Source organism: Actinoplanes rectilineatus, assembly GCF_000962825.1.
GTDB lineage: Bacteria > Actinomycetota > Actinomycetes > Mycobacteriales > Micromonosporaceae > Actinoplanes > Actinoplanes rectilineatus.
Genome location: NZ_JZKF01000005.1, coordinates 62,713 through 83,320, shown reverse-complemented (window position 1 = coordinate 83,320; position 20,608 = coordinate 62,713). Strand labels below are relative to the sequence as shown.

The window sequence follows — 20,608 nt, the reverse complement described above, 5'->3', positions numbered from 1 at the left end:
CTCACCGGGAGGACGGCGCTCGTCGGCCGTCCCGCGCACGCCCGGCGACCAAACCCCTTTCTCTCTCCTCCTCGGTCGCCGGAAACATCGCAGAACGGTCGAAGGGCTCCCCGCCGGTGGCGGGGAGCCCTTCACACACTGCACGTCTTACTACGTGTTCTCGCTGCACGTCTTACTTCAGGCGTCTGCCGGACACCTCGCCTCATGCGGCCGAGCCTCTCCGGCCGCATGGCCTTCAGCCGTACGTCAGACGCGGTGCTCGTACAGGTCGCGGACCTCGTGCGCCGGGGCCCATCCCTGGTAGACGCCGTAGTCGAACTCCTCCAGACCGAGACGCTGGGCGACCGGGGCACGGCCACCGGTGTACTCCAGACGCAGCCAGCTGTCCGCCTCGGCGAGCACCACGAACGGCTCCCCCCGCCAGGTGCACAGAGTCCGGATGTAGGCGACCTCGTCATACTCCTCAGGAGACAGCACCCGGACGTAACGCCCCGGCTTGACCTCCTGGAAGCCCTCCTCGGCCGTGGCCGAGAAGATCCGGACCTTGTCGCCGTCGGGCGCGGCGTCGTAGTCACGGCCCTGCCAGGTCACCACATAACCGTCACGCATCACTGCCCACCCACCCGGCACCACTCGTCAGACCGCGGACCGGCCAGGAAACCACCGTCACGCACCACTGCCGCCTCGGACCACGAACCGCCGTCACGCATCGCCGCCCACACCTGCCGCCGCCGCTGACCACGGATCGGGCCGGACACCGCACGGCCGGCACGCATCACTGCTCACCGACCCGGCGCCACTTCGGACCGTCGGCGTCGAAGATCGCCAGCATGCGCTCGTCGCCGGCCGCGTCGATACGCCACAGCTGGGCGCCGTGCGGCAGGCGGACACTGTCCACCTTGAACTCGGCGATCACGTCCCGGCCGTCACCGGACGCGAAGCCGTTGCCCCGGAACGGGGCGCGCTCGATGACCCAGCCGTCCATCGCCCGCAGCGCCTGCTCGTTCTGGCCACCGTAGGGAATGCGGTACAGGCTCGGCCGGTACGCCGGCCAGCGCAGCACGAACGCCTCCTTGGCGTCCGCCTGGAACGGCGACGTCTCGTAGTGCAGGCCGAGCGCCGCGAACAACTCCGCCGGGGTCCGCAGGTGCTCCACCTCGGAGGCGCGGTGCACGAAACCGGCCACCCGGTCGTACCCCCGCTCGAGGTAGTAATCGACCTGCTCGGCGGCGATGGTCTTCTGCATCACGGTGGCCTGCTGGGCCTCGTCGCTGGCCGGCTGCGGCACCGGAACCGGCGCGGTCAGGTCGTCGGCGATCGGAGCGTCGGACGGCTCCGCACCCAGACCGGCCTCGGTGGCCCAGTTCGCCAGAGCGATTATCTGGGCCCCGGGGTACTTCGCACCGACCCGGGTGCCCGGGTTCACCGCGAACGACCAGGCCGGATCCGGCCAGTTGCGGATCAGCTCGTAGAACCGGACACCCACCGTGCGGGTCGGCTCGTTGTAGTGCTCGGAGAGCCGGTCCTTGCTGGTGAAGACGATGAGGTACCGCTCGCCGCCGACCTCCTCGGGCTGGAACGCGAAGCCCGACTCGCCCGGCGCGCTGCCCGGGCGGGAGTGGCTCGCGACCGGGACGAGAACGTTCGCCAGCAGCAGCGTGGAGAGGAACAGGTCGGTGTTGCCGGTGTCCGCGGCATCCTGCAGGTCCCGCTCGACGTCATTGGCCGGGGCGAACTCCTCCACCGGGCCGCCCTGCTGCTGCGGCCCGCCGGTCGCCGACCCGGCGATGCCGAGGTTGGACGCGGCGGACGGAGCGCCGTAGCCGCTGGACGCGATCGGCAGCACCTGCGTGGCGAAGGCGTTGGCCGCCGGAGCCGCGTACGCAGCAGCCGGACTGCCCTGGGGTGGCATGCCGACCGCGGGTCCCGGCACGGCCACCGGCGGAACCGGCGGCGCGATCGGGGCCGGAGGCGCGAAGGCCGCCGGCGCCGCGGGGGCGGGCGAACCGTACGAGCTGGCCGGACCGTAGCCGGGCGCCGAGGTGACCGGGGCGTATCCGGGGGTGTTCGACATCCCCGGAGTCCCGAAGTCACCGGCCGACGGTGAGCCGGGGATGACCGGCGGGACCAGACCGGGCCGGGTGGCCAGAGCCTGCTCGCCGGCGTGGGCCTGGAGCGAGGGCGCCGGGCCCGACGGGCCGAACCCCTGACCGGACTCGCGCTGGGGCAGGCCGGAGTCGATCGCGGGCGGACGGCTGTTCAACGCCTGGGCGGCCGCGGCCATCGAACCGGGCTGCTCGGACGGCGACGTCACCTGCCGGCGCGGAAGACCGTTGCCGGCATCGCCACCGAAGCCCGGGGAACCGCCGCCGGGAGCCGGCGAACTCTGCGCTGCCAGGGCCTGCGGTGAGGCCGGGCCCTGCGGGAACGCGGGTGCGGGAGGGGCGGCGTTGCCGGCACTGCCCGGCACGACGAAGCCGGCCATGCTGGAGAACTGTCCGGACGAGGCGTTCTGACCCGGCTGGCGACGCGGCAGCGCGGCGCCGAGACCACCACCGGAGGACTGTCCGGCCGGAGCAGCGCCGGAAGAAGCGGCAGGCGCGGCCTGACGATCGAATCCGGGCGAGGGAGTCGCGGCCTGACGATCGAACCCGGGCGCCGGAGAACCGAACGCCGGAGGCTGAGCCCCGTGACCGGGCGGCTGAGCCTGGAAACCGGAACCGCCGAAACCGGACGGCGCACCCGCCGGAGTCTGCTGAGCGGCCAGAGGCTGCGCGGACTGCTGAGCGGCCAGTGGCGGAGCAGAGGGAGCCGCGAGGCCCTGACCTGCGCCGACGCCGGGAGCAGAGGCGGGAGCACCACCGGTGTGCGCGGCCCAGCGCGGGTCGACCTGGGCCTCGGTCGGGTCGTAGGGCGCGACGTGTTCCGGGCGCGGCGGGGTGTTCGCCATCGGGGTGCGGACCGGCAGCGGCGCGTTCAGATCCTGCAGTGGACCGCGCGGATCCTGCTCGGGGCTGAACGGCATGCCCGGCTTCTCCCACCCGGGGGTGGCCATGCCGGCTCCGGGCCGGGGCGCACCCGGCGTGCCGGAGGCGGGCGCCGCAGACGCCGGAACACTCGAAGCCGGAGCAGCCGAAGCCGGGTCGGAACCCGGGAACCCGGGAGTCGTAGGAGCAGCCCCGGGGAAGCCCGGAGCGGATCCGGGGAAGCCCGGAGCGGCCGGACCGGAACCCGGGAAACCGGGAGCGGCAGCCGGACCGGCCGGGAAGTCGCGGGGAAGCGTCGGCGAAGCGGCCGCGTCGCCCGCCGGGGGACGGATCGGAAGCGCCGTGGTCACGTCACCCGGGTGGGAACGGGCCGGCGCGTCACTCTGCGACGTGCCCGAGGGTGTCCGCATCGGCAGGCCGCCGGGCCCGGTGGGGAGCTGCTGACCAGGGGCATAACCGGAGCCGTAGGCCGGAGCCACCGGTGCCGGAGCGTTCGCGGCCAGCGCCGACGGACCACCCGGGACCGGGCTGCTGGGCGCGCTCTGCGAGAACCCACCCGGAGCCGGGCTGCCGGGCGAACCCTGTGGGAAACCACCTGGAACCGGGCCGGCGGGGGCACTCTGCGGGAACCCGCCTGGAACCGGGCCGGCGGGGACACTTTGCGGGAAACCGCCTGGAACCGGGCTGGCCGGAGCGCTGGACGAGAAGCCGTTCGGAGCCGGGCTGGGCGCCGGGCTCTGCGCACGACCGTTCGGAGCCGGGCTGCCGGGACCGTTCGGCGGGAAGCCCTGCGGAGCGGCACCGCCCGGGTAGCCGTTGGCGGCGGCGCCGGCGAAACCGGACGGCGCCGGGAAACCGGCCGGCACTGCGGGACCTGACGACGCTGCGGGAACCGGTGGCGCCGCGGAAACCGGTGGCGCTGTGGGAGCGGCCGACGCGCCCATCGAAGCAGACTGCGGTGCCACCCCGGCCGGAACCTGGATGCCGGTGCCGGTGATCGCCGGGTCGTAGGTCGGGCCACCGGCCACGGCCTGGTCGGGATGCCGGCTCGCGGCGAGAGCGGCCGCGCCCAGCTCTTGGATCTTGGAGCCGCCCTGGGCCTCACGTCCCGGGCCACGGGTCGGCATACGCAGGTCACCGCGGGCCAGCTGGGCGACGAACCACGCCGGAAGGTAGCCCTCGACGGGCAGACCGGGGTTCACCGCCAGCCACCACTCGAGGTTGGGCCAGGTGGTGGCGAGCTCCGAGTAGGGCACACGACGAGCGGTGCCGCTGTAGTCGGAGAGGCAGGAACGCAGTGCCGCCTGTGACGTGAACGCCAGCACGTGCGTGCGACCGCCGGTGCTCCACGTCCCCCAGCCCAGTGGCGCCAGACCCGCGAGCGCGTCCTCCGACACCGGTAGCAGGAGATCGACACCGGCGAGAATGCGGAAGTAGGACTCCTGGTCGTCCGTGCGCAACGCATCGCGCATCGCGACCTCGGCGTCCGTAGCCGGTTCCCACTCGGACACGGTCACCTCTCCCCACGCGTGCGAACGAGCCAAGTCAACGCGTATAACCTACAAGGTCAGGCCGCAATCACAATGGGCGGCGGCATGCTAACAGCAGAGCCGGACAAACAACCCTGTCGGGCCGGTTCGGAACAGACGTCGCAGACACCCGGCGATTGCCCGGCGCGATCGAACAACAACCGATAGTAGCCGCACAAAGTGGCCGGGCCATTACGCGATCGGGCGACCCATGGCCCCACAAAACAGGTCGAACCATGTGTCCGTCAAGTCGTAGGCCATCATCATTGGAACCGTTGCGTAGCCGTCCGTTCGGTTTGCAGGTAATCCGCGGCCGACTCGTCCACCGCGATCTTGATACGTCGGAGGATCGTCTGCAAGTCCGCGGACGCCACCCGCCACCGCTCCTGGCGGCGCGTGAACGCCTCCCGCGCCTCCCCCGACCAGGTCGCCACCAGCGGCGCAGCGTCCCGCTCCAGCTGGTCGAGCTGGGACCGCAGGACGGTGAGTGCCTTCTCGATGTCGGCGCCGGCCTGGTGCAGCGCACCGAAGTCGACCCGCAGAAGCCCGTCGTTCATCACGAACCCTCCCGTCGATCCGGCCGGGCTCAGAGCGGGAGCCGGCGGACGTCGCCGGACCGCGTCAGCCGGGCCGCCGCCTCGGAATCGGACATCGCGTAGCCCGCACCGGACGCGCGGATCGCCTCGGCGGTCTCGGCCAGCGCGTTGCCCAGACTCCGCAGGTCGGCCGCGTAGTCCGTCTTGACCTGCTCGAACGCGGCCGCGCCGAGACCTCGCCAGGCGCCGTTCAGCACCGACAACTCGGCCATCAGGGTGGTGAGCATGCCCTGCAGCGAGGTGTTGACCTGATCGAATCTCGCCGCGGTGCTCGCCATCACCGCGGCCTCGGCCTGTGTCTGCGCCATCCCGGCCCTTCCCCTCCACACGGCGGCCATCAACGGTATCGACGATGGCCATTACGCCGAGAAATCTCCACCCGCGGAGAACTCTGCGTAAGCGATCGATCACTATTGCGGAACCAACGGTAGTGGCGCGGACGGCCGGACGGACGGCCCGATTTCGCTTCTGTGGATAACTTCCCGCGTTCTGCCGCCATTGTGGACAGCCGTGGAGCGCCGCACCGTGAATGGCGACGGCGACTTCCGGACGGCGGTGGCGATGACCATGGCGGGGACCCGCGCGGCACGGGCCGGGGCGGGAGTGCTTTTCGGCGTACGCGTAAAACAGCTGGTGACCCTGGAGGCGGTTGTCGCGCTGCTGCTCGTCGGCCTCCCACCCGGTCGCGTGGTTCTGGCCCTCATGGTGGGGGTGTCCATGGCGGGCCTGGCCCTCGCTCCGGGCGGTCCGCGCCTCACCGGCCTGGTGTCGTTCCTGCTCCGGCGGCGCCGGACCATGATCCGGGAGCCGGCCGGTCTGCTGCGGCTGGTGGCGCCCGGCACCACCGTGATCACCGCGGAGCTGCCGGCCGGCACGGTCGCATTGCTGGCCGGACCGGAGGGCCTGACCGCGCTGGTGGAGTTGGACGGCCCTTGTCCCGGACTCGACGCGCTGGCACCGCCCGGCGAGCGGCCGCTGGTCACGACGCAACTGGTGCTGACCGGCGTGCCGGGCCCGTCGCCGCTGTCCGGACGTGGTCCCGCCGGTGACTCCTATCGGCGGCTGACCGGCGGCGGGGTGCCGTTCCACCACCGCGCGGTGCTGGCGATCCGGGTCGTCCGGACGAACGATCGTTCCGAGCAGGAGGCGCATCGTTTCCTGCTCGGCCTGCTGCGCCGCCTGTCCCGGCACGCAGGCGCCCGGCCGCTGGACGAGGCCGGGCTGCTCCGGACACTCGCCGAGCTGGCCCGGGTCGACGATTTCCCCGCGGCCGGGCGGGAGACCTGGACGCATCTCCATCTGGGCAAATCGGTGCACGCGACGTTCCGGTGCCGGGCCGCCGACGCCGAGGTGCAAGCTCAGGCGCTGAGTCTGCCGTCGGTCACGACGACGGTCTCGCTCACCACCGGCGCCGAGGCTCTCGTCCGGATCGCGGCGCCGACCGTCGGGATGCTCGAATCCGCAGCTCAGCGGCTCGCCGAACGGGTCGAGACGGTGCGCTGGGACGGCTCGCACCGGCAGGGGTTCGCCGCCACCCTGCCGCTCGGGTTCAGCCCCGGAGCGGACGGCGCCGGAGCACGGTTCCGGGTCGTCGCCGGGGCCGGCTCGCGGATCGGCGTCGCCGAAGTGTCCAGACCGGACGCCGGGCTGGTGGTGGGGCGCAACCGGCACGGGCGGCCCGCGCTCGCCGAGGTCTTCCGGCCGGTGCCGACCCGGGTGCTGCTGGTGGGCGGGATCGCCTGCGCGCAGCTGCTGGTGTTCCGCGCGCTGGCGGTCGGTGCCCGGGTCCTGGTCCGGACCGACCGGCCGGCTCGGTGGGAGCCGTTCGTCCTGGGCACGGCGACCACTCCGGGCTCCCTCGTCCTGTCGCCGCCGGAGCGCGCGTTCACGATCACCCCCGGTTCCGCCCTGCGACCGATTCTGATCGTTCAGGACACCGGCCGGGCGGCGCCACCGATCACCGGTTGGCAGACCGTCCTGACCGTCCGGGAGGCGGTCGGCGCCGCGGATCTCCACGCCGCGGCGGAGTCCGACCTCCTTCTTCTGCAGCCGTTACGGGAGAACGAGGCGGTCCTGCTCGGCGACCGGCTCCGCCTGGGTGGGACGGCATCGCTCCTGACCCGCATCACGTCCGGGATGGTCGCGGTGATCGGGCGGCGTTCGGTGCGCTGGGTGGCCCTCAGCCCGACCTCTGTCGAGAAAGTCCTGATCGGTCCGGTGGACCGGCCGGCTGCCCGATAACTGCATACCTGCGATATGCACCGTTAGTGCAGATCCTCCGGATTGTTTCACGACAGTCATATGAAGATCGCGGAGTGTTGTCGCCGCAGGTGGCACTACCGTGACACCATCGCACGCCATGGGCATCCTCATCCGGCTGGTGATCACCGCCGTCTCACTGTGGATCACCACCCTGCTGATCGACGGCATCCGGCTCACCGGCGACTCGACCGCCGGTAAGGTCGGCACGCTTCTCGGCGTCGCCGTGATCTTCGGGGTGGTCAACGCGGTTCTGCGACCGATCATCAAGACCCTCGGCTGCGGCCTCTACGTTCTCACCCTCGGCCTGATCGCGCTCGTCGTCAACGGCCTGCTCTTCCAGCTGACCAGCTGGATCGCCGGCCAGTTCGACCTCGGCTTCCACGTCGACGGGTTCTGGCCCGAGGCGATCCTCGGCGCGCTGATCGTCGGTGTCGTGAGCTGGATCCTCAACGCGCTGGTCCCGGACGGCGACGACTGATCCGGCACCGGACCGTCAGGTGGCGCCGCCGATGGTGCCACCTGACGGCGATTGGCCTCGTGACGTAACCCATAAGAGCAAGCCCCGAACCGCCCTCCGCCCCTTACGGTGGGGGCATGAGTGACGAGCGTCGTGGATATCTGTACGGCCTCACCGCGTACCTGATCTGGGGCTTCTTCCCGATCTACTTCAAGCTGCTCCGACCGTCGCCCGCGCTGGAGATCCTCGCGCACCGGGTCCTCTGGTCGGTGCTCTTCGTGGCGGTGCTGCTCACCGCGATGCGCAACTGGCGTTTCCTGCGCCGCATCGTGCGCACCCCACGCCTGCTGGGCGGGGTCACCCTGGCCGCGGTGTTGATCGCGGTGAACTGGGGCACCTACATCTACGGCGTCAACTCGTCACGGGTCGTCGAGGCGGCCCTGGGCTACTTCATCACGCCGCTGTTCGTGGTCCTGCTCGGCGTCTTCGTGATGCGGGAACGCCTGACCGCACTGCAGTGGACCGCGGTCGGCACCGGTGCTCTGGCGGTGGCGGTCCTGGCCGTCGACTACGGGCGCCTGCCGTACATCGCCCTCACGCTTGCCGCGTCGTTCGGCTGCTACGGACTGATCAAGAAGCGACTGTCGCTGCCGCCGAGCGAGGGGCTGTTCGTCGAGTCCGCCGTGCTGGCGGTGCCGGCCCTGGCGTACCTGACCTGGCTGAACCTGTCCGGTGGCGCCTCCGTCGGGCACGTGTCCGCGACGCACACCGCGCTGATGGTGGTCAGCGGCGTGCTCACCGCGATCCCGTTGCTGCTGTTCGCCTCGGCGGCCAACCGGGTGCCGCTGGCCGGTCTCGGCATCCTGCAGTACGTGGCGCCGATCCTCCAGCTCGCCGTCGGTGTGCTGGTCTACCACGAGCCGATGCCGCCGGCCCGCATCGCCGGTTTCAGCCTGGTCTGGGTGGCTCTGATCGTCTTCACCGTGGACGGCATCCGACGTGCCCGGTCCGGGGCGAGGGATCGTGCGGCGGCCGCCGCGACGGCCGCCACCGCCGACGGGTCGGCCGCCGCCGCCCTTCGCTCCCAGTGAGCTGAGGCCTCAGCTGAACTGAGGCCTCACCCCGCGGGAGAAATCACTTCACGTCGAGGACGAGCATCTTCGTGTTGTCCAGCCGGACCAGCTCGAACCGGGCCAGCGCGCCCTGCGTGAACCGGGTGCCACCGTCCATGCTGAACTCGGCGCCCGGACGGGCCAGCCACGAGCCGAGCTGCTCCTTCTCGCCGTCCGGCCCGTACGCGATCAGCTTGAAGTTGTAGGGCTCGGCGGTGACGCTGTACTCGCACTGCATCCGCACCTTGGTGCCCGACTCGCTGCCGGCGAGCTGGATGGTGGCCGCGATCGGCGACGTCGACTCGATCGAGGACATCGCGACGGCCGGGCCGAACACCGGCTCGGCCGGCGCCTGCTGCCCCATCCACCACCACGCGAACACCCCGCCGCCGAGGACGAGGATCAGCACGATGGAGGCCGCGGTGCTCAGCAGCCGGACCGAGAAGGTCTTGACCCGGCCCTGCGGCTTACGGGGCCGCTCCGGCTCGACCGCATGATCGGGGTCGAGCCACCGGGCGAACTCGTCGGCCTCGAGCCGGTCGAGCATGTCCGGAACCCGGGACAGATCGGCGACCGCCTCCCGGCAGAACGAGCAGGTGGCCAGGTGACGTTCGTACGCGGCACGCTCCGCCGGCGACAGCGCGCCGAGGACGTAGGCGGCGTCATCGTGCCCGTCCTCGCATCGCATCAGATCCGCCTCCCGCCGGCTCACGCTTCCCGGTCTCTGGTACGCGGCGACAGACACGAAGGTTCAACGAACTCTTAAACCTCCACGTCGAAACGTGGCGGCCTCAATCCGGAGCGCTACCACCCGTTCAGGCGGTTGCGGACTCCCCTCCGGACAGCGCCTCGGCCACGTTCCGTGCGGCGGCGGTGAGCTTGGCGCGGACCACGCGGGCCGAGGTCAGCATCTCGGCGGCCGGCATCGAACAGGCCATCACGAGGCGGCGTTCCATGTCGCGATCGGCCACCACGACCACCGAGGCGGAGGCGAGTCCCTGCCGGAACTGCCCCATCTCGATCTGCATCCCGCGGCGTTCACCGGCGGCCAGGTCGGCCTCCAGCGCCTCGGGCGTGGTCAGGGTCGCCGGGGTGAACGCCCGCATTCCATAGTCGCGCAGGTAGCGCGAGCGCTGGTCGGGGGTGAGGGTGGCCAGCAGCGCCTTGCCGAGCGCGGTGGCGTGGCCGCCCTCGTCGAAGCCGGGGGCCACGTCGTCCAGGAACGGCGAGCGGGCACCCTCGGCCGAGGCCGTGACAGCGATCCGCCCACCCACGAATCGCCCCAGGTAGTGGCTGTATCCGCTGTCCAGCGCGGCCCGGCGCAGCGCCTCACCGACGGCGGGCGGCCCGCGGAACGCCGAGACCAGCTCCCGATATCGATCGGCGATCTCCAATCCGACGATGTACGTGCCGTCCTCACGACGGATCACGTATCCCTCGTAGGCGAGTGTTCGCACGAGGTGATAGGTCGTCGCGACGGTCAACTCGCACCGGCGGGCGATCTGTTTCACGGTGAGTCCACGCGGAGCCCGGCCGACCGATTCCAGCACGCGCAGGGCACGCGACACGCTCCGGATGAGATCTGACGGCTCCGCTAGGGGGTCACGCACAGCTACCTCCGTGGCCAGGGACTTACACCATATGAAGAAACGTTCGTCGACGGAATGCCAAAAGCATGTGGATCACGATCGATTTCTACACGCGGTGTGATCATTGGAACTGTCCGCAGCCGGACACCGGAACGATGACTTAGTCTGCGTGGGATGCAAGACCTCGGAACATCGCCGAACGGAACCGCTTCCACCAGCACGAATGCGGTTCGCGCCACGATCGGCGCACTTACCACCACCACCGCTGTTTCGATACCCGTCTTCCTTGTCGGCGGGCTCGCCGTACAGATCGGCGACGAACTCGATTTCTCCCCCGCCGGGCTCGGACTCATCGTTTCCGCCTACTTCGGAGTCAGCGCCCTGGCTTCGGTGCCCGCCGGCGCCCTCGTCGAACGTTACGGATCGACACGTGTCTCTCGACTGGGGGTCGGTCTCGCCGCCGGAGCGCTGATCACGGTCGCCGCGGTGGCGCAGTCGTTCTGGAGCCTGCTGGCGATCCTGGCGCTGGGCGCCGGCGCCAACGCGATGGGACAACTCGCCAGCAACACCAGCCTGTCCCGTCACGTCCCGGTTCGCCGCCAGGGGCTGACCTTCGGCATCAAACAGGCCGCCATCCCGATCTGCACGCTGTTGGCCGGCGCGGCCGTACCCGTGCTGGGCCTGACCGTCGGATGGCGCTGGGCCTTCGTCCTGGCCGGTGTGCTGGCCGCCGCAGCCGTGCCGCTGGTCCCCCGCGAACCACGGTTGCCCCGCAAGGCCCGGGAGGCGGGTCAGGCCACCGGTGCCCTGGTGGTCCTCGGCATCGCCGCCACCCTCGCAGCCGCCTCCGCCAACGCCCTGGGCACGTTCGTCGTCTCGTCCGCAGTGGAGCGTGGCATCGCACCCGGGCCGGCCGGCCTGGCACTCACCCTGGGCGGCGCGATCTGCGGGCTGGCCCGCATCGCCGGCGGCTGGCAGGCCGACCTTCGGCCCGGACGGCAGGTCGGAGTGATCGCCGGACTGCTCGCGACCGGAGCCGCCGGACTGCTCCTGCTCGCCGTACCCGGCGAGACAAGCCTGCTGCTCGGCGTCGCCCTCGGCTTCGGTTTCGGCTGGTCCTGGCCGGGCCTGATGAACTTCGCGGTGGTCCGGCTGCATCCCCGGGCGCCGGCCGCCGCCACCTCGATAACCCAGACCGGGGTGTACGCCGGAGGCTGCATCGGTCCGCTCAGCCTGGGCGCGGTCGCCGAGACCGCCGGTTATCCCGCGATGTGGGTGACCGCTGCGGGCGCGATGGTGACCGCAGCCGCGCTGATGCTGGCCGGCAGCAGATTACTCAGCCGGCACGTCCCGAATTGATCAGCTGGTCCGGTCGGCGATGAAGTCGCAGAGCGCCCGCATCGCACGTTTCGGCTCGCCCTCGGGGAGCGGCTCGAGCCGCGCCCGGGCCTCCTCGGCGTAACCCCGGACGGTCTCCCGCGCCTTCTTCATCGCCGCCGACTCGCGCAGCAGCGTCAGCGCCTCGGCGTGCAGGGCGTCGTCGGTGATCGGGCCGGCCGACAGCAGCTCGCGCAGCCGGACCGCGGAGGCGTCGGTGTCGTCGCCGGCCAGCGCGTAGAGCACCGGCAGGGTGGGCACGCCCTCACGCAGGTCGGTGCCGGGTGTCTTGCCCGACTGGACCGACTCGGAGGCGATGTCCAGCAGATCGTCGGAGAGCTGGAACGCGATGCCGATCGTCTCGCCGTAACCCGCCAGGGCCTCGACGTGCTCCCGGCTCGCACCGGAGAACAGGCCGCCGAACCGGGCCGCGGTCGCGATCAGCGACGCGGTCTTCTCCGCGATGACGTGCAGGTGGTGCTCGATCGGATCGGCGTCACGCGGGCCGACCGTCTCGGCGATCTGGCCGTGCACCAGGCGCGCGAAGGTCTGCGCCTGCAGGTGCACCGCCTCGGTGCCCAGGGTGGCCGCCAGGCTCGCGGCCTGCGCGAAGAGGTAGTCACCGACCAGGATCGCCACCGAGTTGCCCCAGCGGGAGTTGGCGCTGGGCGCGCCCCGCCGCACGGCCGCCTCGTCCATGACGTCGTCGTGGTAGAGCGTCGCCAGGTGGGTCAGCTCCACCACGTTGGCCGCGGCCACGATGTTCGGCGACCCGGGGTCACCGAACTGCGCACCGAGTGCGACCAGCAGCGGGCGGAAACGTTTGCCCCCGGCGTCCGCGAGATGGCGTGCGGCCTCGGCCACCAACGGGTCGGCGCTGGACACGTAGCCCCTCAGCGCCTCCTCGACGGCGACCAGCGTCGCCGACACCGACGCGTCCATCACGGGATCGACGTCGAGGCCCAGCGACGACAGCGTCAGATCACCGGTGCTCACCACGCTTCTCACGATGCCATACCGCTCTCACCGTTTCAGTCCCAGGGTGGCGGGGGACAAGGTCAGCTTTTGCGGACCGTGGCCCGGATCGCGCGGTAGTCCCGCCACGGAATCTCCGGCCGGTCCCAGCCGCGCTTGTCGAGGTAGCGCCGGGTGGCGGCGCGGAAGCCCCGGAGCGTCCGGACGGTCTCCAGGGCACCGGCGCCCCGCCGCCCACCCGGCTCGACCAGGCGCTCCGGGACCAGCAGCCAGCCCCGCTCGTCGGCGGTCAACGTGCCCCGCACGCTCGCGCTGTGCAGCTTGGCGAGTTTCTCGTCGTGGGTGTGCACCAGCAGACCGGCCGGGCCCGCGGCCACCGGCAGGTTCGCCGGCACGACGACCCGGAATCCACCGTCCTCAGCGGTCACCGTGGTCCGGTGCAGCACCGGCGCCCCGGATTCGTCCACAGCGGTCAGCACCACGCTCGGATAGCCCGCCAGCACGTCGGCGCCCAGCAGGTGCGGCCGCGGGGCCGAGTGATCAAACTCGGGCAACGGCCGGTTGACTATCTCGGTCGGCGTCACCGTGATCACCAGGCGCATGAAGTAGAAGTCGGTGAACTTCGTCGCCGGCCAGTCCAGGTACGCCTGCGAACTGGGCTGGCGTTCCATCAGCCGGGCCCAGAGCCGGGCCAGGTCGCCGGACGGCGCGGCCCGGATCTCGTCCGGGCAGCTCGCCTCGCCGCGGACCAGGATCTGCTCGGGGTTCGCCAGGCCGCTGCCCAGCGGGTCGGAGAAGAGCAGCGCCACCCGGGGATCGCGGCGCACGTTGAACGCCTTCTGCGGCAGGCCGATCGAGGTGGTCAGCAGGAAGGTGCCGTCCTCGGCCACGATGCCGGTGGTCGGCCAGGCGACCGGCGCGCCGCTCCTCGTCAGGGTGGCGAACTCACAGGTGCGGTAGGAGTCGAGGACCTCACCGACGGACAGGCGAAGGATCAGATCGGACATGCACGTCATCAGAGTGCAGGCCGATCGACGGACGATGGACGGGCGATCGACGTTCCATGACAGCGACGGGCCCCGGTGTGACACCGGGGCCCGTCGATGATCCGTTACGGTCAGCGCACGAACTGTGACGCTTCTCGCGTGAGGTCGATCAGCGGCGACGGGACCACACCCAGCGCCACCGTCACGAGCACGCCCAGACCCAGCACCGCCGAGGTGAGGAAACCCGGGATCGAGACGGCCGGCGTGGACTCGCCCGGCTCGGACAGCCACATCAGCACGACCACCCGCAGGTACGGGAACGCCAGCAACATGCTGGAGATCACGCCGAAGATGACCAGCCAGGTCTGCCCGCCCTCGACCGCCGCGCCGAACACCGCGAACTTGCTGGTGAACCCGCTGGTCATCGGGATACCGGCGAAGGTCAGCAGGATGAAGGTGAAGACGCCGGCGAGCAGTGGACTCTTCCGGCCGATCCCGGCCCACCGGGACAGGTGGGTGGCCTCACCGTCGGCGTCCCGCACCAGGCTGATGATCGCGAACGCGGCGAGCACCGAGAACCCGTACGCGACGAGGTAGAACATCGTCCCGCTCAGGCCCTCCTCGTTGAGCGCCAGCACACCGACCATCAGATACCCGGCGTTCGCGATCGACGAGTACGCCAGCAGCCGCTTCAGGTCGGTCTGGGTGACCGCCAGCACCGCGCCGACGAACATGGTGAGCACCGCGATCACCCCGAGGACCGGCTGGAAGTCCCAGCGCACCCCGTCGAAGGCGACGTACAGGATGCGCAGCAGCGCCCCGAACGCGGCGACCTTGGTGCAGGCCGCCATGAACGCGGTGATCGGCGTCGGGGCGCCCTGGTAGACGTCCGGCGTCCACACGTGGAAGGGCGCCAGCGCCGCCTTGAACAGCAGGCCGATCGCGACCAGGGCCAGGCCGGCGTAGAGCAGGATCTGCGGGCGCTGCGGGTCGGCGACCGCCTCGTGCACCACGTCCAGCTGGATCCCGCCCGCGAAGCCGTAGACGAAGGCCACCCCGAACAGGAAGAACGCCGAGGCGTACGAGCCGAGCAGGAAGTACTTGAGGGCGGCCTCCTGGCTGAGCAGCCGGCGGCGCCGGGCCAGCGCACAGAGCAGGTAGAGCGGCAGCGAGAAGACCTCGAGCGCGACGAACATGGTGAGCAGGTCGTTCGCGGCGACGAAGAGGAGCATCCCGCCGAGCGCGAAGACGCTCAGCGGGTACACCTCGGTGGCGCCCGGACGGCCGGCGGCCTGCTGCTGGTCCTGCTGGGAACCGACGGTGACCGCGGCCTGGGCCACGAACGCGCCGCCCTTCTCGATCGAGCGTTCACCGATCAGCATCAGTGACACCGCGCCGAGCACCAGGATCGCGCCCTGCAGGAACAGGGTCGGCCCGTCCACCGCGACCGCACCGCCGATGGTGATCGTCCGGGTGTTCCGCTCGATCACCACCATCACCAGCGCGGCCACCACGGCGATCATGGCCAGGCCGAGCTGGACGCCGTTGCGCAGCCGGCGTGGGACGACCACCTCGGTCAGGATCCCGAGACACGCCGCCGCAAAGAGGATCAACATGGGCGAGAGTGCGCCGTAGTCGATCGGGGGCAGTTGTACTTCTCCCATGGTCAGCGACCCGCCTTTCCATCTGCCACGGTCGGGACCGGGTCGGTCGTGCCGACGTCCTGCAGAGTCGCCTGGACCGCCGGGTTGATCACGTCGGTGACCGGTTTCGGATAGAAGCCGAGCACCAGGAGCAGGGCGATCAGCGGGGCCACCACAGCCTTCTCGCGCAGCGTGAGGTCCTTGCTCATCGCCGGGACCTCGGTCAGCGCCGGGTTGAGGGTGCCCTGCGTGGTCCGCTGGATCATCCACAGCACGTACGCGGCGGCCAGGACGATGCCCAGGGTGGCCACCACGGCGTACCCCTTGTGGGTGCTGAACGTGCCGATCAGCACCAGGAACTCGCTGACGAACGGCGCGGTCCCGGGCAGCGCGAGGGAGGCCAGGCCGGCGAAGAACAGCACCCCGGCCAGCACCGGCACCAGCCTGCCCGCCCCACCGAAGTCGCTGACCAGCGACGATCCCCGGCGCGCGACGAGCATGCCGACCACGATGAAGAGCAGCCCGGTGGCCAGCCCGTGGTTGACCATGTAGAGCACCGCACCGGTACCGGCCTGCGTGGTGAAGGCGAAGATACCGATACCGATGAAACCGAAGTGCGCGATCGACGTGTACGACACCAGGCGCTTCAGGTCGTTCTGGCCGATCGCGAGCAGGGCCGCGTAGATGATGCCGATGACCGCCAGCACCAGCGCGGCCGGCGCGAACCAGCGGGACGCCTCCGGGAAGAGCGAGAGGCAGTACCGCAGGATGCCGAAGGTGCCGACCTTGTCCATCACACCGACGAGCAGCGCGGCGGCCCCCGCCGGAGCGGCGCCACCGGAGTCCGGCAGCCAGGTGTGGAACGGGAAGAACGGCGCCTTGATGGCGAACGCGACGAAGAAGCCGAGGAACAGCCAGCGGGCCGTCTCGGTGTCCAGCGTCGCGGCGGCCCCGGCCAGCTCGGCGAAGTCGAAGGTGTGACCGGCGACCACCCACAGACCGATCACCGACGCCAGCATGAACAGGCCGCCGACCAGGCTGTAGAGGAAGAACTTCACCGCGGCGTACTGCTTCTGGCCGGAGCCGAACGATCCGATGATGAAGTACATCGGGATCAGCATGATCTCGAAGAACACGTAGAACAGGAAGACGTCCGCCGCGGCGAAGACCCCGATCATCGTGAACTCGAAGGACAGCAGCAGCGCGAAGTAGGCCGGTGCCGACCGGGTGCTCTGGTCGACGTCGTGCCAGGACGCCAGGATGACGACCGGGAACAGGATCGCGATCAGCATCAGCATGACGAGCGCGATGCCGTCCGCGGCGAAGGTGAAGCTGACACCCCACGCCGGGATCCACGGGTACGACTCGTGGAACTGGAAGCGGTCGCCGTCGATGCTGAACGCGACCCACATGAAGACGCTGAGCACCAGCACGACCAGCGACCAGCCGAGGGCCACCAGCTTGGCCAGTTCGGCTCTGGCCCGCGGGATGAAGGCCACCGCCAGCGCCCCGACCAAGGGCAGCAGCGTCAGAACGCTCAGGAACGGAAAGTCGCTCATGCGAGCCACCCCAACTGGATCGCGAGGAAGGCGCCGACCACCAGGACGGCCCCGGTGAGCATCGACGTCGCGTACGAGCGGACGAAACCGGTCTGGAGCCGGCGCAGCCTGCCGGACCCACCACCGACGGCGGCCGCCAGGCCGTTGACCACTCCGTCGATGCCACGGTTGTCCAGGAACACCAGTGCCCGTGTCAGGTAGATGCCGGGCTTCTCGAAGACCGCCTCGTTGAAGGCGTCGGTGTACAGGTTCTTCCGTGCCGCGGTGACCAGCGCCCCGGCCGGCTGCGGCTCGGTGGCCGTGCCGTTGCGGAAGAGTGCCCAGGCCAGGCCCGCGCCGAGCACCGTCACCAGCAGGGACAGGATGGTGATCACGGTGTGCGAGAGCACGCCGTGCGCGGCCTCCTCGGCGGTCTCGCCGAAGACCGGGTTGAGCCAGTCCGGCACCGAGGTGCTCATCAGCCAGCCGGCACCGATCGAGCCGGCCGCCAGCAGGATCAGCGGAATCGTCATGATCGCCGGCGACTCGTGCGGATGCTCGATGTCGTCGGTCCAGCGGGCCGGGCCGTGGAACGTCAGCACGAAGAGCCGGGTCATGTAGAACGCGGTCAGGCCGGCACCGATCAGCGCGGCCAGCCCGAACGTCCAGGCCTCCCAGGTCACCTCGCGCTCGAACGCGGCCGCGATGATCGGCTCCTTGGAGAAGAAGCCGGACAGCGGCGGGATGCCGATGATCGCCAGCCAGCCGGTGGCGAACGTGATCCAAGTGATCCGCATGTGCTTCGACAGCGCACCGAACCGCCGGATGTCGACCTGGTCGCGCATCCCGTGCATGACCGAGCCGGCGCCGAGGAACATGTTGGCCTTGAAGAAGCCGTGCGCCAGCAGGTGCACGATAGCCAGCGCGTACGCCGCCCCACCGAGCCCGACACCGAGGAACATGTAGCCGATCTGACTCACCGTCGACCAGGCGAGGATCCGCTTGATGTCGTCCTTGGCGGAGCCGATGACACAGCCGATCAGCAGGGTCAGCGCGCCGACACTCACCACGACCAGCTGCAGCGTGGTGTTCGCCGAGAAGATCGGGTTGGACCGGGCCACCAGGTAGACGCCGGCGGTGACCATGGTCGCCGCGTGGATCAGGGCGGAGACCGGGGTCGGGCCCTCCATCGCGTCCGGCAGCCACGCCTGCAGCGGGAACTGGCCGGACTTGCCGCATGCGCCGAGCAGAAGCAGCAGCCCCATGACCAAGATCGTGCCGGCGGCCAGCGAGGAGACCCCGTTGAAGACGTCGGCGTACTGCGTGCTGCCCAACTCGGTGAACATCAGGAAGATGCCGATGGCCAGGCCGGCGTCGCCGACCCGGTTCATCAGGAACGCCTTCTTACCGGCGGTGGCCGCCGACGGCTTGGTGTACCAGAACGAGATCAGCAGGTACGACGCCAGACCGACGCCCTCCCAGCCGAAGTACAGCATCACGTAGTTGTTGCCCAGCACCAGCAGCAACATCGCCGCGACGAAGAGGTTGAAGTAGGCGAAGAACTTCCGGCGCCCCGGGTCGTGCGCCATGTAACCGACGGCGTACAGGTGGATCAACGAGCCGACGCCCGTGATCAGCAGGACGAAAACACCGGAGAGCGGGTCCAGGAGCAGTCCGAAGTCGACGTTCAAACCGCCGACCACGATGAAGTCCCAGAGACTCAGCTCGGCCGAGCGCGCACCGTCCTCCAGGCCGGCCAGAGCCGAGAAGGAGACCAGCCCGATGACGAACGAACTCGCCACCGCGACCACGCCGAGCCAGTGTCCCCACCGGTCGGCCCGCTTGCCGAGCAGCAGCAGGATCGCGGCGCTGGCCAGCGGAATCGCGACCAGCAGCCAGATCCCGCTCAACACCCCCGTCGCCGGGGCGTACTCCACTGTCTGTTCCACAGGAGGCCCCTTCAGTACTTGAGGAGGTTGGCGTCGTCGACGCTCGCCGAGCGCCGCGTACGGAAGATCGACATGATGATGGCCAGGCCGACCACGACCTCGGCGGCCGCGACGACCATCACGAAGAACGAGATGATCTGGCCGTCCAGGCCGCCGTTGATCCGGCTGAAGGTGACCAGCGACAGGTTCGCGGCGTTGAGCATCAGCTCGATGCACATGAACAGCACGATGGCGTTGCGGCGGACCAGCACCCCGGCGGCGCCGATGGTGAACAGGACGGCCGCCAGCACCAGGTAGTAGTAGGGAGTCACTTCTCGGTTCCCTTCGGCGCCGCCTCGGAGGCCGTCAGCTCGCGTACCGGCAGGATCGGCGAGAGGCTGCGCTCGGCGCCGTTGCCGTCCGGTAGGCGGGCGGGCGCGGCCACCGACATGGTGTTGGCGTACACGCCGGGGCCGGCCTTCGGCGCCGGGTGGTTGCCCGGGCGGAACCGCCGGCGCATCAGCGTGACCTGATCGAGCTTCTCCTCCTGGGGCCGCTCCACGTGCGCCAGGATCATCGCGCCGACGGCGGCCGTGATGAGCAGCGCGGAGGTCACCTCGAAGGCGAAGACGTACCGGGTGAACAGCAGCGAGGCCAGGCCCTGGACGTTGCCGTTCGCGTTCGCCGCGTCCAGGCCGGCCGACGGTACCCCGCCCAGCGAGCGGGCCAGACCGGTGGCGACCAGCCCGGCGAAGGCGATGCCGAGCACCACCGCGGCGAGCCGCTGGCCGCGCAACGTCTCGATCAGCGAGTCCGAGGCGTCCCGGCCGACGAGCATCAGCACGAACAGGAAAAGCATCATGATCGCGCCGGTGTAGACGATGATCTGCACGAACCCGAGGAACGGCGCCGCGTTGATCACATAGAGGAAGCCCAGATTGAGCATGGTGAGGACCAGCCAGAGTGCGGAGTGCACCGCGTTGCGGGCCAGCACCATGCCGAGCGCCCCGATCACCGCGAGCGAACCGAGGATCCAGAACGCGACCTGTTCACCGGTGGACACATCGCTCATTCCGGGCCCTCCTGGACGAGGGGCGCCCGTTCGGCGCCGATCGAGGTGCCCGGGTTGGTGAGCGCACCGACGTAGTAGTCCTTGTCGGTCTCACCGAGGCGCATCGGGTGGGGCGGCTGCTCCATGCCCGGCAGCAGCGGCGCCAGCAGCTCGTTCTTCGTGAAGATCAGATCCTGGCGGTTGTCCCGGGCCAGCTCGTACTCGTTGCTCATGGTGAGCGAGCGGGTCGGACAGGCCTCGATGCAGAGCCCGCAGAAGATGCACCGGGCGTAGTTGATCTGGTAGATCTTCGCGTACCGCTCACCGGGCGAGAACCGCTGCTCGTCGGTGTTGTCGCCACCCTCGACGTAGATCGCGTCGGCCGGGCAGGCCCAGGCGCACAGCTCGCAGCCGATGCACTTCTCCAGACCGTCCGGATGCCGGTTCAGGATGTGCCGCCCGTGGTAGCGCGGCGCCGGCTTGGGTGGGGAGAACGGATAGTCGGTCGTGATCACCTTGCGGAACATGTGCGCGAAGGTCACGCCGAAGCCCTTGAAGGAGCCGGTCACGGTGCCCAC

General features: G+C 70.3%; 19 protein-coding genes. 4 read left to right on the top strand and 15 right to left on the bottom strand.

What is annotated here, in order from left to right:
• Positions 1–246: 246 nt before the first annotated feature.
• From WH85_RS05115 to WH85_RS05095, 5 genes are all read right to left on the bottom strand, one after another.
• Positions 247–612, bottom strand: a complete 366-nt coding sequence (locus tag WH85_RS05115; RefSeq protein ID WP_045740506.1) for a hypothetical protein — start codon at positions 610–612, stop codon at positions 247–249.
• A complete protein-coding gene (locus WH85_RS50020; protein WP_157410785.1) occupies positions 609–776 on the bottom strand; it encodes a hypothetical protein in 168 nt (55 codons plus the stop codon). Before WH85_RS50020 ends, WH85_RS05115 begins: the two co-directional genes overlap by 4 nt.
• Positions 776–4,498 (bottom strand): SseB family protein, encoded by a 3,723-nt coding sequence (locus WH85_RS52775; protein WP_245673826.1) that lies wholly within the window; start codon positions 4,496–4,498, stop codon positions 776–778. The genes WH85_RS50020 and WH85_RS52775 overlap by 1 nt, the downstream gene beginning before the upstream one ends.
• A 281-nt stretch (positions 4,499–4,779) precedes the next feature.
• On the bottom strand, positions 4,780–5,073 hold the full coding sequence (locus WH85_RS05100; protein WP_045740505.1) for a WXG100 family type VII secretion target: 294 nt from the start codon (positions 5,071–5,073) through the stop codon (positions 4,780–4,782).
• A gap of 29 nt (positions 5,074–5,102) precedes the next feature.
• A complete protein-coding gene (locus tag WH85_RS05095; protein ID WP_045740504.1) occupies positions 5,103–5,420 on the bottom strand; it encodes a WXG100 family type VII secretion target in 318 nt (105 codons plus the stop codon).
• A 202-nt stretch (positions 5,421–5,622) separates the two neighbouring features.
• Between WH85_RS05095 and WH85_RS05090 the strand changes: the two genes are divergently transcribed.
• The 3 genes from WH85_RS05090 (at position 5,623) to rarD (ending at position 8,922) form a co-directional block, all read left to right on the top strand.
• Complete coding sequence (locus tag WH85_RS05090; protein ID WP_052720166.1) at positions 5,623–7,353, top strand: hypothetical protein; 1,731 nt, start codon at positions 5,623–5,625, stop codon at positions 7,351–7,353.
• A 118-nt stretch (positions 7,354–7,471) separates the two neighbouring features.
• Entirely contained in the window at positions 7,472–7,852 is a 381-nt protein-coding gene (locus WH85_RS05085) for a phage holin family protein (RefSeq protein WP_045740503.1), read from the top strand.
• 116 nt (positions 7,853–7,968) lie between these two features.
• Positions 7,969–8,922: an EamA family transporter RarD gene (gene rarD / locus WH85_RS05080; RefSeq protein ID WP_045740502.1), complete on the top strand. Its 954-nt coding sequence runs from the start codon at positions 7,969–7,971 to the stop codon at positions 8,920–8,922.
• A gap of 43 nt (positions 8,923–8,965) precedes the next feature.
• On the opposite strand, the gene WH85_RS05075 is transcribed toward rarD, so the two are convergent.
• Both WH85_RS05075 and WH85_RS05070 read right to left on the bottom strand, forming a co-directional pair.
• On the bottom strand, positions 8,966–9,631 hold the full coding sequence (locus tag WH85_RS05075) for an anti-sigma factor (protein ID WP_052720165.1): 666 nt from the start codon (positions 9,629–9,631) through the stop codon (positions 8,966–8,968).
• Between the two features lie 127 nt (positions 9,632–9,758).
• Positions 9,759–10,553 (bottom strand): IclR family transcriptional regulator, encoded by a 795-nt coding sequence (locus WH85_RS05070; protein ID WP_045740501.1) that lies wholly within the window; start codon positions 10,551–10,553, stop codon positions 9,759–9,761.
• A gap of 153 nt (positions 10,554–10,706) precedes the next feature.
• On the opposite strand from WH85_RS05070, the gene WH85_RS05065 reads away from it, so the two are divergent.
• Positions 10,707–11,891 (top strand): MFS transporter, encoded by a 1,185-nt coding sequence (locus tag WH85_RS05065; protein ID WP_045740500.1) that lies wholly within the window; start codon positions 10,707–10,709, stop codon positions 11,889–11,891.
• Here WH85_RS05065 and WH85_RS05060 read toward each other — a convergent pair whose 3' ends face one another.
• From WH85_RS05060 to nuoI, 8 genes are all read right to left on the bottom strand, one after another.
• The gene (locus WH85_RS05060; protein WP_211275287.1) at positions 11,892–12,851 is read right to left on the bottom strand and encodes a polyprenyl synthetase family protein; all 960 of its coding nucleotides are present in this window, start codon (positions 12,849–12,851) and stop codon (positions 11,892–11,894) included.
• Positions 12,852–12,967: 116 nt separating this feature from the next.
• Positions 12,968–13,891, bottom strand: coding sequence for a pyridoxamine 5'-phosphate oxidase family protein (locus tag WH85_RS05055; RefSeq protein WP_157410784.1), 924 nt, complete (start codon positions 13,889–13,891; stop codon positions 12,968–12,970).
• Positions 13,892–14,001: 110 nt separating this feature from the next.
• Positions 14,002–15,534 (bottom strand): NADH-quinone oxidoreductase subunit NuoN, encoded by a 1,533-nt coding sequence (gene nuoN, locus WH85_RS05050; RefSeq protein ID WP_045740497.1) that lies wholly within the window; start codon positions 15,532–15,534, stop codon positions 14,002–14,004.
• 2 nt (positions 15,535–15,536) lie between these two features.
• Positions 15,537–17,072, bottom strand: a complete 1,536-nt coding sequence (locus WH85_RS05045; RefSeq protein WP_045740496.1) for an NADH-quinone oxidoreductase subunit M — start codon at positions 17,070–17,072, stop codon at positions 15,537–15,539.
• Complete coding sequence (nuoL, locus tag WH85_RS05040) at positions 17,069–19,000, bottom strand: NADH-quinone oxidoreductase subunit L (protein ID WP_083448801.1); 1,932 nt, start codon at positions 18,998–19,000, stop codon at positions 17,069–17,071. The genes WH85_RS05045 and nuoL overlap by 4 nt, the downstream gene beginning before the upstream one ends.
• Positions 19,001–19,011: 11 nt before the next feature.
• A complete protein-coding gene (gene nuoK, locus WH85_RS05035; protein ID WP_045740495.1) occupies positions 19,012–19,311 on the bottom strand; it encodes an NADH-quinone oxidoreductase subunit NuoK in 300 nt (99 codons plus the stop codon).
• On the bottom strand, positions 19,308–20,051 hold the full coding sequence (locus WH85_RS05030; RefSeq protein WP_045740494.1) for an NADH-quinone oxidoreductase subunit J: 744 nt from the start codon (positions 20,049–20,051) through the stop codon (positions 19,308–19,310). Before WH85_RS05030 ends, nuoK begins: the two co-directional genes overlap by 4 nt.
• Complete coding sequence (gene nuoI / locus WH85_RS05025; RefSeq protein WP_045740493.1) at positions 20,048–20,608, bottom strand: NADH-quinone oxidoreductase subunit NuoI; 561 nt, start codon at positions 20,606–20,608, stop codon at positions 20,048–20,050. Before nuoI ends, WH85_RS05030 begins: the two co-directional genes overlap by 4 nt.

Excerpts from the sequence above, each read along its gene's own strand:
- WH85_RS50020 (WP_157410785.1), bottom strand. The coding sequence starts at position 776 with ATGCGTGCCGGCCGTGCGGTGTCCGGCCCGATCCGTGGTCAGCGGCGG.
- WH85_RS05100 (WP_045740505.1), bottom strand. The coding sequence starts at position 5,073 with ATGAACGACGGGCTTCTGCGGGTCGACTTCGGTGCGCTGCACCAGGCC.
- WH85_RS05095 (WP_045740504.1), bottom strand. The coding sequence starts at position 5,420 with ATGGCGCAGACACAGGCCGAGGCCGCGGTGATGGCGAGCACCGCGGCG.
- WH85_RS05085 (WP_045740503.1), top strand. The coding sequence starts at position 7,472 with ATGGGCATCCTCATCCGGCTGGTGATCACCGCCGTCTCACTGTGGATC.
- rarD (WP_045740502.1), top strand. The coding sequence starts at position 7,969 with ATGAGTGACGAGCGTCGTGGATATCTGTACGGCCTCACCGCGTACCTG.
- WH85_RS05075 (WP_052720165.1), bottom strand. The coding sequence starts at position 9,631 with ATGCGATGCGAGGACGGGCACGATGACGCCGCCTACGTCCTCGGCGCG.
- WH85_RS05065 (WP_045740500.1), top strand. The coding sequence starts at position 10,707 with ATGCAAGACCTCGGAACATCGCCGAACGGAACCGCTTCCACCAGCACG.
- WH85_RS05060 (WP_211275287.1), bottom strand. The coding sequence starts at position 12,851 with ATGGACGCGTCGGTGTCGGCGACGCTGGTCGCCGTCGAGGAGGCGCTG.
- WH85_RS05055 (WP_157410784.1), bottom strand. The coding sequence starts at position 13,891 with ATGTCCGATCTGATCCTTCGCCTGTCCGTCGGTGAGGTCCTCGACTCC.
- nuoN (WP_045740497.1), bottom strand. The coding sequence starts at position 15,534 with ATGGGAGAAGTACAACTGCCCCCGATCGACTACGGCGCACTCTCGCCC.
- WH85_RS05045 (WP_045740496.1), bottom strand. The coding sequence starts at position 17,072 with ATGAGCGACTTTCCGTTCCTGAGCGTTCTGACGCTGCTGCCCTTGGTC.
- WH85_RS05030 (WP_045740494.1), bottom strand. The coding sequence starts at position 20,051 with ATGAGCGATGTGTCCACCGGTGAACAGGTCGCGTTCTGGATCCTCGGT.